Annotated in this window: 12 protein-coding genes; 1 reads left to right on the top strand and 11 read right to left on the bottom strand. The window is 43.9% G+C overall.

Going from position 1 to position 11,975, the window contains the following annotated elements; translation table 11 throughout:
• Positions 1-116 precede the first annotated feature (116 nt).
• Positions 117-1,064, bottom strand: a complete 948-nt coding sequence (gene hemH / locus AC0SAP_RS09805; RefSeq protein ID WP_473384025.1) for a ferrochelatase — start codon at positions 1,062-1,064, stop codon at positions 117-119.
• A 338-nt stretch (positions 1,065-1,402) separates the two neighbouring features.
• Here hemH and AC0SAP_RS09800 point away from each other — a divergent pair, with 338 nt between their 5' ends.
• Positions 1,403-1,711: a hypothetical protein gene (locus AC0SAP_RS09800; protein ID WP_473384024.1), complete on the top strand. Its 309-nt coding sequence runs from the start codon at positions 1,403-1,405 to the stop codon at positions 1,709-1,711.
• Positions 1,712-2,123: 412 nt separating this feature from the next.
• On the opposite strand, the gene AC0SAP_RS09795 is transcribed toward AC0SAP_RS09800, so the two are convergent.
• The 10 genes from AC0SAP_RS09795 to AC0SAP_RS09750 all read right to left on the bottom strand — a co-directional run bounded on the left by AC0SAP_RS09795 (position 2,124) and on the right by AC0SAP_RS09750 (position 11,918).
• On the bottom strand, positions 2,124-3,104 hold the full coding sequence (locus tag AC0SAP_RS09795) for a malate dehydrogenase (protein ID WP_109236334.1): 981 nt from the start codon (positions 3,102-3,104) through the stop codon (positions 2,124-2,126).
• A 338-nt stretch (positions 3,105-3,442) separates the two neighbouring features.
• Positions 3,443-4,525 carry a phospho-N-acetylmuramoyl-pentapeptide-transferase gene (gene mraY, locus AC0SAP_RS09790; RefSeq protein ID WP_473384023.1) on the bottom strand — a complete coding sequence of 361 codons (1,083 nt, stop codon included), beginning with the start codon at positions 4,523-4,525 and terminating at the stop codon, positions 3,443-3,445.
• Positions 4,526-4,733: 208 nt separating this feature from the next.
• Positions 4,734-6,095 (bottom strand): UDP-N-acetylmuramoyl-tripeptide--D-alanyl-D-alanine ligase, encoded by a 1,362-nt coding sequence (locus AC0SAP_RS09785; protein ID WP_473384022.1) that lies wholly within the window; start codon positions 6,093-6,095, stop codon positions 4,734-4,736.
• A complete protein-coding gene (locus AC0SAP_RS09780) occupies positions 6,082-7,617 on the bottom strand; it encodes a UDP-N-acetylmuramoyl-L-alanyl-D-glutamate--2,6-diaminopimelate ligase (protein ID WP_473384021.1) in 1,536 nt (511 codons plus the stop codon). The genes AC0SAP_RS09785 and AC0SAP_RS09780 overlap by 14 nt, the downstream gene beginning before the upstream one ends.
• 33 nt (positions 7,618-7,650) lie before the next feature.
• Positions 7,651-9,375 carry a peptidoglycan D,D-transpeptidase FtsI family protein gene (locus AC0SAP_RS09775; protein ID WP_473384020.1) on the bottom strand — a complete coding sequence of 575 codons (1,725 nt, stop codon included), beginning with the start codon at positions 9,373-9,375 and terminating at the stop codon, positions 7,651-7,653.
• Positions 9,376-9,567: 192 nt separating this feature from the next.
• Positions 9,568-9,888, bottom strand: a complete 321-nt coding sequence (ftsL, locus tag AC0SAP_RS09770; RefSeq protein ID WP_286481590.1) for a cell division protein FtsL — start codon at positions 9,886-9,888, stop codon at positions 9,568-9,570.
• Entirely contained in the window at positions 9,885-10,826 is a 942-nt protein-coding gene (rsmH, locus tag AC0SAP_RS09765; protein WP_286481591.1) for a 16S rRNA (cytosine(1402)-N(4))-methyltransferase RsmH, read from the bottom strand. Before rsmH ends, ftsL begins: the two co-directional genes overlap by 4 nt.
• Positions 10,827-11,303: 477 nt before the next feature.
• Entirely contained in the window at positions 11,304-11,465 is a 162-nt protein-coding gene (locus tag AC0SAP_RS09760; protein ID WP_473384019.1) for a hypothetical protein, read from the bottom strand.
• Positions 11,466-11,480: 15 nt separating this feature from the next.
• The gene (locus AC0SAP_RS09755; RefSeq protein ID WP_473384018.1) at positions 11,481-11,627 is read right to left on the bottom strand and encodes a hypothetical protein; all 147 of its coding nucleotides are present in this window, start codon (positions 11,625-11,627) and stop codon (positions 11,481-11,483) included.
• A 129-nt stretch (positions 11,628-11,756) separates the two neighbouring features.
• The gene (locus AC0SAP_RS09750; protein WP_473384017.1) at positions 11,757-11,918 is read right to left on the bottom strand and encodes a hypothetical protein; all 162 of its coding nucleotides are present in this window, start codon (positions 11,916-11,918) and stop codon (positions 11,757-11,759) included.
• Positions 11,919-11,975: the final 57 nt, after the last annotated feature.

The raw sequence follows: 11,975 nt of genomic DNA, 5'->3' as shown, positions 1-11,975 counted from the left end.
GGATTTTCCAATATCAAAATAGAAAGAGAGCGATCGAATTAAACCGATCGCTCTCTTTTTGTGTCTCTTTTTTGTATCTGCTTATATTTAATGCTATTTAACGCTCTTATGAGATTCTATTTAAGAACCTCATCCTTCATCATCTCAATATGGAGATCATCGCTATTGATACAGGGGATAAAGGTATAGGCTTCCCCACCTGATTCCATAAAGAGCTCATAATTCTCCATCGCCATCTCTTCTAATGTCTCTAAGCAGTCTGCGCTAAATCCTGGACAGAAGACGGCGATCTTGGTAATGGCATTGCCGGGCGCTTCTTCAAAGAATTGTGCGGCATAAGGTTGGAGCCACTCTGCACGTCCAAAACGGGATTGGAAGACCGTTTCAAAACGTTCTAGCGGTTCTCCCATTCGCTCTGCGATTAAGCGCGTTGTCTCTAGACATTGATCAAAGTATGGGTCCCCTTCAAGATAGGTTTGAAGCGGCATACCGTGATAGGAGAAGACATATTTATCAAGCTCTAGATCTTTTGTTGATTCACGAATACGTTCAACACAAGCATCGATATAGAGCGGGTTTTGATAGTAAGCGCCCAAAACACGTAGTGCCGGGAAGTAGCGCAACTCTTTTAGCACTTCCCCAACCTTATCCATCACCGATGCCGTTGTCGCGGCAGAATATTGTGGGTAGAGAGGGAAAATAACGATCTCATCGGCCTTATCAGCAATCAACTTCTTAATCGCCGATTCAATCGAAGGGTTGCCATAACGCATCGCAATCTCAACTTGGTAATTATCCGGCAATAATTGCGTTAACTTCTCCGCTTGCGCCTTTGTAATATTGAGTAATGGCGAACCATTATCCCAAACCTCTAGATACTTCTCCGCCGATTTTTGCGGACGGGTATTGAGGATAATCCCGTAAAGAATGGGGTACCACTTCCATTTAGGCTCCTCAATCACGCGAGGATCTTTCAAAAACTCTTCAAGATAGACCTTCAGCGCCTCTTTAGTTGGAGAATCGGGAGTCCCTAAATTTGTTAATACAACACCAATTTTCTTCATTCTTAAATCTCTACTTTATCGTCGTGAATTTTATGTGAATCATTGCATCAATAAAAAGGGGTATCCCCTTACGGCATCATCTCTTCTACATCATCAATATCATCGATATCATCTACAGTTTTTGAGATAACACATTACATAATTCTCTATTCTAACAGTAGCCGCAAGAAGTTGGCTAATGATTCTCATCATCATTTTCAATCAGCCTCTTTCAGATCTTGAATCAAGATCCCCTATCCAATATTTAAATATTCCATTGCCGGCACGCGATGGGTAGAAGTACACGATAGTGAGGACCGGCAGCGTTCAGCTTCTTTTCGATCGATATCTTTCGATCAATGATTCTTAAGAAAAGCCGTGGAACGGCGGGAGCCGACCATTTCGCTCTTTTCACCTCTGCATGCCCGCCATTTAGCATCTTTCAATGCCAACCAACTGCCGGCGCGAAGTTTCTGCAAGTACACGATAGTGAGATCCGGCAGCGTTCAGCTTCTTTTTTCGATATCTTTCGAACAATGATTCTTAAGAAAAGCCGTGGAACGGCGGGAGCCGACCATTTCGCTCTTTTCACCTCTGCATGCCCGCTGTTCGGCACTTTCAGCGCCGAGGATGATATCGCTAAAGTAGCGATATTTGCCGGCATGTAAATTTTGAAAGGATGCAATGGTCATCTCCGGCAACTCATCAACCTATGTTATTTCAAAAAAATAAGAAAGTTATTGGCGATAGAAGATCGCCAACTGCCGGCGCAAGATTGATGGAAGTACGCGATAGTGAGGACCGGCAGCGTTCAGCCTTTTTCTCAATAAAGATCTTTCAAGCAATATCTTTCTACCAATGATTCTTAAGAAAAACCGTGGAGCGGCGGGAGCCGACTATTTCGCTCTTTTCACCTCTGCATGCCCGCCTATTGGAATCAATGATGCCAACTAAAACTACAGATCACCTACGAAAAAGGCTAATCAGATCTTATCGATCATGATTAGCCCTTCTAACTTTAGGTTCGCTTGATCAGTTATAAACACTTATTGATCATTGATCAGTAACGAATCGTGCGTATTAACCTAAAAGTGATTTAACCGCATCAGCTTCTTCACGAAGTTCTTTCTCGGTTGCATCCATTTTTTCACGTGAGTAGTCTGAGATCTCAAGACCTTGAACAATCTCAAAGTCTCCATCTTTACAAACACATGGATATGAGTAGATGATACCTTCTTCAATGCCGTATGAACCATCAGCAGGTACTGCCATAGAGACCCAATCGCCCTCTTTAGTACCTAATGCCCATGAGCGCATATGATCAATCGCTGATGATGCTGCTGATGCCGCAGAAGATGCTCCACGTGCTTTGATGATCGCCGCACCACGTTGTTGAACTTGTGGAATATACTCGTTTTCATACCAGTCACGCTCAATTAACTCAAGCGCTGGCTTACCATTAACGGTAGTAAAGGTTAGATCTGGATATTGTGTTGAAGAGTGGTTACCCCAGATTGTCATCTTCTTGATGTCATTGATATGTGAACCTGTTTTTTCAGCAAGAAGGCTTAAACCACGGTTATGATCTAAACGTGTCATTGCATGGAAATGGCGTGGGTTAAGATCTGGCGCATTCTTCATTGCGATCAATGCGTTTGTATTTGCTGGGTTGCCAACAACTAATACTTTGACATCACGACTTGCATGGTCATTAAGTGCTTTACCTTGTGGACCAAAGATCGCACCATTTGCTTCAAGAAGATCTTTACGTTCCATACCTGGACCACGTGGACGCGCACCAACGAGCATCGCGTAATCAGTATCTTTAAACGCAACATTTAGATCATCTGTCGCAATGATATCTTGTACTAATGGGAACGCACAGTCATTGAGCTCCATCACCACACCTTTCAGTGCTTCTAATGCTGGGGTGATCTCTAAAAGCTGAAGGATAACAGGTTGATCTGGACCTAACATATCGCCTGCTGCGATACGGAAAGCCATCGCATAACCGATATTACCTGCTGCACCTGTGATGGTTACTCGTACTGGTTTTTTCATATTTGCTTCTCCTCATAAATAGAATGCACTGTCATTAAAAACTTTTGATAAAACTTTTTGATAAAACTTTTGAATAAAACTTTTTAATCTGTGTCGAATGAATGTTTGTAGTGAATATGTAATTTTTCTATTATACGCCATTCAATCGGAATGTCTTCTCTATTGTCTATCACTTTTATAAAAGTAATATCACAATCAATGTCTCAACTAATGTCTAAACTAATGTAGCAACAAATGTTAACGGTACTGTAAATTTTTTAAAATCTTTCAAGGAAATCTTTTAAGGAAATAGTTCAAAGAAGTCTTTCAGAAGATTTTAAAGGGCATTGAAGGAGATATTAGCGAAGCTTTATCGATGCTAAGCCGACCAATACTAGAATAAAGGTAAAGATCCAGAATCGGACAATCACGCGCGGCTCCGGCCACCCTTTTAATTCAAAATGATGATGAATCGGCGCCATTCTAAAAAGACGCTTTTTGCGCAACTTAAAGGAGGCAACCTGTAGAATCACCGAGAGAGTCTCCATCACAAAGAGCCCACTCATAATAAAAAAGACAAGCTCTTGACGCACAATAACCGCAATGACCCCTAATACGCCCCCCAATGAGAGCGCGCCCACATCTCCCATAAAGACCTGAGCAGGATAGGTATTAAACCATAAAAAGCCCAAACCCGCACCCACAATCGCAGCACAAATTACTAATACCTCTCCTGCACCTTCCACATAAGGGAGCGAGAGATAATTTGCAAAGATCATATTGCCGGCAATATAAGCAAAGACCGCTAATGCCCCGCCTACCATAATGGTCGGCATAATCGCTAACCCATCCAGACCATCGGTCATATTAACGGCATTACTCGCACCCACAATCACTAAATAGGTAAAAGGAATAAAGAGAATCCCTAAGGGAATCGCAAGATCTTTAAAGTAGGGAATTAAGAGATCGGTATCTGATGGGGTCTCTGCCGTAAAGTAGAGCGCACAAGAAGCAAGGAGGCCAGCGGCACTAAGGTAGAGATACTTCTCTTTTGCCCGAAGCCCTAAAGATTGCTTCTTCACCACTTTACGATAATCATCTAGAAATCCAACTGCACCAAAACTGAGCAACACAAAGAGCACGACCCAGACATCAAAATTGGTCAGATCTGCCCATAAGAGCGTTGAGATCAGAATTCCAAAGATAATGAGGATCCCCCCCATTGTCGGCGTCCCCTGCTTAGAGAGGTGGCTCTCCGGACCATCATTACGGACAAATTGACCGATCTGCTGCTTTTGAAGATAACGAATAAAACTTGGGCCAAAACCGATACTAAAGACAAGCGCCGTCAAGGCCGACATAATTCCGCGCATCGTGATGTATTGAAAAACACGTAGCGGCGACCAGTAATCAGCCAAGAGAGAGAGAAGCGCATACAACATAGTGGTGAATCCTTTAAACGAACTATTCTAATGAAGTAGTGAGTGGAGTGTAACTTGAGTTACTATTTGAGTTACTATTTGAATTACTATTTGAATTACTAATTGGGCTTTTAATTGAGTTATTAGTTAGGCTCTTAATTGAGTTATCAATCGAAGGATAAGTTCGACTCTTCTGGCATGATTCATGGTTCCATGAGTCATTATGCAATTACTCATCATCGCGATACTCACGCTCCCGGAGAAGCGCTTCATAAAAGTATTGCATATTCATGCTATTAGAACCTTTTAGAAGGATCGTTAAGAGCGTTGAGTCCTCATAAGTGGCAATCGCCTCTTTAAGCGCCTCAAGCAGTGATTGATGATCAGGAAAACTGATGGCGCCATCGCCAAAACCTTCAACACTTGCCTTAGTCAATTCCCCTAAGGCAAAGAGCTGGCTAAAACCTGCCTCTTTCGCATAGTGGCCACATTCACGATGGATTGCGATCTCCTCTTTTCCTAATTCACGCATATCCCCTAATACTAGCCAACGAGTGCCGGCATTACAGGCATCAATTCCCGCTTTTAAGGAGTTAGGATTGGCATTATAGGCATCATTGACGAGCTGCACATTCTCTTTAAGTTTTACCACTTGCAGACGACCCTGAACAGCCTCTAAACGCTCAAGCCCTTTCTGAATCGTATCGATCGACTCACCTGCAGCAACAGCCGCGGCAGAGGCGGCTAAAGCATTGAGGATATTGTGTCGCCCTAAAAGTTGTAATTCGATCTTCCGCTTCTCATTGAGGGGTTTTAACTCAAGCTCAAAGGAGCGCCCCTCTATCTGATGCGCCATCACATCGGCGGTCGATTTAATACCAAATGTGAGACTCTTAAAATCGATCACATCTTGTAGCCACTTCTCCGCGAATGCATCATCGGCATTGATAATCGCCGTTCCCTCTTTCGCAAGACCTAAAAAAATCTCCGCCTTTGCTTCAGCAACACCTTCAAGAGAGCCAAATCCCTCTAGATGACAAGCGCCAGCATTATTTAAGATCGCAATATCAGGCTTTACAATCTTTGTTAAATACTCAATCTCATGAGGATGATTCGCCCCCATCTCGATCACGGCATGCGTATGATGTTTATTGAGGCGAAGTAGCATCAATGGGCAACCAACATGATTATTGTAGTTGCTCTCCGTTGCTAAAACATCGTGGTTCAGTGATAGGATCGAGGTGATCATCTCTTTCAGTGTGGTCTTACCATTCGATCCCGTTAAGGCGATCATCGTTCCTTGCCACTCTTTACGCCAAGCTTTGGCAATTTTCCCTAAAGCTTTTTGGCTATCTTTAACAACAATCTGTGCAATCTGTGCGGAGGGGACAAAGCGCTCAACAACGGCACCAATCGCCCCCTTGAGTTCAGCGCTCTCTAAATAATCGTGAGCATCGAAACGATCCCCTTTCCATGCAAAAAAGAGCTCACCCGGCTTGAGTTTACGCGTATCACTTGCGCCTCCAAAGAAGTAGGCATCCTGCCCGATCAGCTCACCATTCATAATTTTAGCGGCATCAGATAGCTTCATACGATAACTCCTCGTTATTCTTCTCTACTTCAGCAAAGTCGGAGAAATAGATCTCTCTATCTCCTAAAATTTGGTAATCTTCATGCCCTTTTCCGGCAATCAGAATAATATCGCCCGGCGCACTGGTGCGAATCGCCATCGCAATGGCTGCTGCACGATCAGCTTCAATAGCAATATGGGTGCCTTCAGGATCTTTTAACCCCGCTTTGATCTCCTCAATAATTGCCATCGGCTCTTCAAAGCGAGGATTATCACTCGTGATAATGATCTTATCGGCATGCGCCTCTGCAATCGCCGCCATCAATGGCCGTTTTCCTTTATCACGATTGCCGCCACAACCAAAGACAACCGAGAGCGAACCCTCATCGAGATGATCTCTTAAGGAGATAAGCGCCTGCTTTAACGCATTGGGTTTATGGGCATAATCGACAACTGCAACCGCCCCATTTTTAAGATGGAGCATCTCCATACGCCCTTTAACATGGGAAATATGGGGAATAATCTCCACAATCCACTCAATACGGAGACGAAATGAGAGAAGAACCGCGATCGCCGCAACTAAGTTATAGGCATTAAATGCACCATAGAGCGGACTCTCAATTGGGTATGATTTCCCTTCAAAGTGAAGATTGAAACGGAGCCCTTCCGCATGGAGTTCAAGATTGTCGATATGGAGATAATTGGCCGCTTCTGAAGGCGCTCTCCCAAAGGGGAAAGTTCGTACTTCAGGGCGCTCCTGTTTTAAACGCTGATAGATCTTAGCGCCAAAAGGATCATCGAGATTGATCACACTATTTTTTTGAGGATACTCCAAGAAGAGGCGTGCTTTGGCCTCGCCATAGGCCTCTAATGTCCCGTGATAATCGAGGTGATCACGATTGAGATTGGTAAAGACAGTGGTCTCAAAAGAGAGCCCCTCAACCCGTTTTTGATCGAGGGCATGCGAGGTCACCTCGAGCGCGATAGGGAGTTCCCCATTGATCAATACCCGGACATTATCGTGATTATCGATCTCCGCGAGAGATTGGTAGAGCGCTAAAAGATCGGGCGTTGTATGGGTATTCTCCTTCAAATTATGGAGAAAACCGATACCATTTGTCCCGATAAGACCACAATCAATATTGAGCGCTTCGAAGGCTTTAACAATAAATTGTGTCACCGAGGTCTTCCCTTCCGTCCCTGTAACCCCGATCAGGGCAATGCGAGATTGTAACTCTTCATAATAACGGAAGGTAAGATGGCGCATCAATGAGTCGATCGACGCCACTTTGAGTGCGGGAATTGTCGTAGGATGAGCAACCACCCCTTGAGGATCTTCATAGAGGATGGCACTTACGCCAATTTTTTCTAATGAAGCTAGATAATCGAGCCCATGGCTTACTTCGCCCTGTCTTGCAAAAAAGAGATCCCCGGGCGCTGCATAACGGCTATCAGATGCCAATCCTGAAACCTCAATGGCTAAGAATTCGGCAGGAATATCACCGAGTATCGCTGTTCCTTCTAAAAGTGCCGCTAATTTCATCCATCACTCCTTTGCATAACAATCATTGCCGCGCTATTTCGCGATCAACTTAATATTAGGTTCATCCAATAAGGCATCGGGCTTTGTTCCCATAATTCTTAAAGTGCTACGCATCACATCACTAAAGATCGACGCGGCGACCAAACCACCATAATAGCCATCTTTTCTCGGCTCATCGATCACCACTGCCACCACATATTGTGGATCGGAGATCGGTGCAACGCCAACAAAGGAGCTACGATGATGGGTACTACTATATTTACCATTAACAATCTTACGACTCGTTCCCGATTTTCCTCCTACTCTAAAGTTAGGAACACGGGCACGCCAACCGCCGGCACCTTTCGCTTTATCAGTTGCGGCTTCTAACATTAAGAGTACCTCTCCTGTCACGCGCGGGCTGAAGACCTCTACCGTTTCAGGATAGTAATCATTCTTCACAATCCGAAGGGGGCGATATTTGCCTTCATTACCAAAGACGGTGTACATCTGCGCTAATTTTAAGGTATTGACACTGATCCCATAACCATAAGCTTTAGTCGCATACTCAAAAGGATCGACTTGCCAACGACGAAGCGGACCGAGTCGCCCTGCTTCTTCACCGGTTAAGCGCAATTGGCTCTTTTGGCCGATACCGATTTTGTCATAGATATTGTAGAGAATTGAGGGTTCAAGTGTCTCGGCAATGCGTACAACACCGATGTTACTCGACTTCATCAAGACCGTCGTGACATCCATTGAATCTGAAGAGGAGACATCGCGAATCACATTTTTACCCACGCGATAACCACCACGCCCTGTCTTTACAATCGAATTAGGGCGCCATTTACCAGATTCTAAACCTGCGGCAACGACAAAGGGTTTAATGGTCGATCCCGGCTCAAAGATATCGGTAATGACCCTATTTTTCATAAGCTCTGCTCGGCGTTCATCTAAACGATTGGGGTTTCCTGCGGGTTGATTCACCATCGCTAAAATATCCCCTGTTCGCATATCAGCAACAATCACTGCGCCGGCAACCGCTTCATGCTTAATCATACCTGTCTTCAATGCGCGATAAGCAGAGATCTGAATGCGGCGATCGATCGTCAAGGTGAGATCTTTACTCTCACGGAAATTATCCATATCGATAATCTCCTTTCGCTCGATCACACGCCCTTTCGCATCCTTTAAGATACGAGTTGTTGTATCATCCCCTTTAAGCCAATCTTGATAGGAGAGTTCTAACCCTTCGATCCCATCATCATCGATATTGGTAAATCCTAAAAGATGGGAGGTAATCTCTGCATCGGGATAGTAGCGTTTATACTCCACCTGATCGTAAACGCCGGGGATCTTAAGATCCATTAACGCCTTTGCTTCATGAGGTGGGAGCTGTCGCTTTAACCAGTAGAATCGTGATTTTTGACGAGAGAGGATCAACTGCTTAATCTCCTCTTCAGAGCGACCTAAGAAATAGGAGAGTTTAGGAATTTCATGGAGATTTTGACTCAAGATACTGGGGTCAATCCAGATTGATCGTACTTCTGTAGAGAGTGCAATCGGCTCACCATTGCGGTCATAGATTGTGCCACGAACAGCAGGATTCTTCACATGGCGGACAAAACGGTTATCTCCCTGCTCTAAGAGGAAGTCAGTCATATAATATTGAAGATAGAGGGCTCTCGCTACAACGGCAAACGCTATAAGTGTAAAAATCCCTAAGACGAATATTTTCCGCCAATTACGCTTCTTTAGCGATGTCAATACGCTCTTCATTCGTTCTCTTTTACTCGCTTTTTTTATGCTCTATTTTAAGTTGTATCGATCTAGATCTGATGCCTGATTTCTGATTTCTGATGTCTGATGTCTATCGAGTGAGGAGTATTTTTCATAGAGTTTATAATATAAAAAAACAGAATAGAAAGACCGGCACACAAAGCGCCGGTAACTTCCTTACTATCATGATACTTATTGTGCATTAACCCCTTTAGGGTCAAGGCCAACATATTTCACATCGGTATTGGTCTCAATCACATAGACAATAGCGCTCTCATCAGGAACGACCATCTTCAACTGCTCTCTTGTCTCGCTATCGAGAAGCGCTTCTGTAATTAACATGCTCTCTTCTAACTGCAAGCGACCATACTCTTCACGTAGCGCGATATTCTCCCGCTCGATCTTATCGATCTCATTCCACAGTCTGTAGCTCTGTTGGATCGTCACTGAACGATAGATGCCCAATGCAACGATTCCCATCATGACTGCAATAATTAACTTATCTACTCTCATAGAACCCTCTCTGCAATCCGCAAGATTGCACTTCTAGAACGCACATTTGCCCGGCACTCTTCATCGCTTGCTTTAATTGGTTTCCCAATCACTTTCAGCGCCGGTTTACCTGCACTAATTAAGACAGGAAGATCTGGATAGAGATCTTTCACTCTCGATTGATCCCGCATAAAGTGTTTTACAATTCGATCCTCAAGGGAGTGGAAACTGATAACGGCTAACCTTCCCTCATGACCTAATATCTCCACTGATTGGGCTAATGCAGCTTCTAACTGCTCAAGCTCTCCATTAACTGCGATACGGATTGCTTGAAAAACCCGCGTTGCCGGATGAATACGCCCCTCTTTAAAGGGCATTGCATCACTAATAATATTGGCAAGCTGTAATGTTGTTGTGATGGGCGTTTCTGCTCTCTCTCGCTCAATTGCTCGGGCGATTCGATGGGAGAAACGCTCTTCACCATATTTCTTAAAGACTTCGGTCATCTCTTCCACGCTTGTTTGGGCCACCCAAACTTCGGCGCTTAGCTCTGCTTTTTGGTCCATACGCATATCTAATGGCCCCTCTTTCATAAAGCTAAAACCACGTTCTGCCTCATCAAGTTGGGGGGATGAAACGCCAATATCCATTAAGATACCGTCAACCTCTGAGATTCCGATCGATTCTATAAGCGCCGCTATATTTCCCATCTCTCCGCGTAGAAAACGAAAATTCTCATATTGCGAGAAATGCTCATTGGCATAAGCTTGTGCTGTTAAATCTCTATCGATGCCGATTAACAACCCTTCACTGCTCAGATGTTTTAAGATCTCACGGGAATGTCCTCCGCGCCCAAAAGTAGCATCTACATAGACTCCATTGGGTTTAATATTGAGTGCAGTGATCGACTCTTCTAAAAGAACCGAAATATGTTTATCCGTTGGGTTGCTCACGATCATCCTTATATCTCTATCATTAGAGCAAATATTACACTTTCTATAAAATATTTTCCACTTTTCGCCACTTTTCTCCACTATTTTGTTTTTATGTCAATATTTGTCGGTCTTAATCTGCTCTTTTCCAAATAAAATAGCGCTCTCCACGCAACTTAAGTGCATCTAAAAATAGATATGATTTTGATAAAAAATGCCGGCGATTTGGAATTAATTATTTTCTATCAGCAGGAGATTGATGAAAGCATGCAAAAGTAAACCCAACGACGTTCGTTCAGCTTCTTTTTTCAATGAATATCTTTCAATCAATGATTCTTAAGAGAGGTTGTTGAACGGCAGGAGCCGACTATTTCGTTCTTTTTGCAACTGCATGCCCGCCTATTGGCATCTTTGATGTCCACTTGCCGGCACGCGATTTGTGGAAGTACGTGATAGTAAGGACCGGCAGCGTTCAGTTTCTTTTTTCAATGGAATATCTTTCAATCAATCATTCTTAAGAGAGGTTATTGAACGGCGGGAGCCGACTATTTCGTTCTTTTTACAACTGCATGCCCGCCTATTGGCATCTTTGATGTCCACTTGCCGGCACGCGATTTGTGGAAGTACGTGATAGTAAGGACCGGCAGCGTTCAGTTTCTTTTTCAATGGAATATCTTTCAATCAATCATTCTTAAGAGAGATTGTTGAACGGCGGGAGCCGACTATTTCGTTCTTTTTACAACTGCATGCCCGCCTATTGGCATCTTTGATCTCTACTGCCGTCGCGGGATTAGAGAAAGTACGCAGGAGTAAGACCCGGTAGCTCATCGGCTTTTATAAAGATAAGAACTATTCTGAGAGTCGAATGATTACCCACTGCCGGCGCGCGATTTATGGAAGTACACGATAGTAAGGACCGGCAGCGTTCAGCTTCTTTTTTCAATGAATATCTTTCAATCAATCATTCTTAAGAGAGGTTGTTGAACGGCGGGAGCCGACTATTTCGTTCTTTTTACAACTGCATGCCCGCCTATTGGCATCTTTGATGCCTACTGCCGGCACGCAATTTGTGGAAGTACGCGATAGTAAGGACCGGCAGCGTTCAGCTTCTTTTTTCAATGAATATCTTTCAATCATTCTTAAGAGAGATTGTTGAACGGCGGGAGCCGACTATTT

Source organism: Ignatzschineria sp. PL_is040 (genome assembly GCF_055813795.1).
This window is presented reverse-complemented; position numbering and strand designations above follow the sequence as displayed.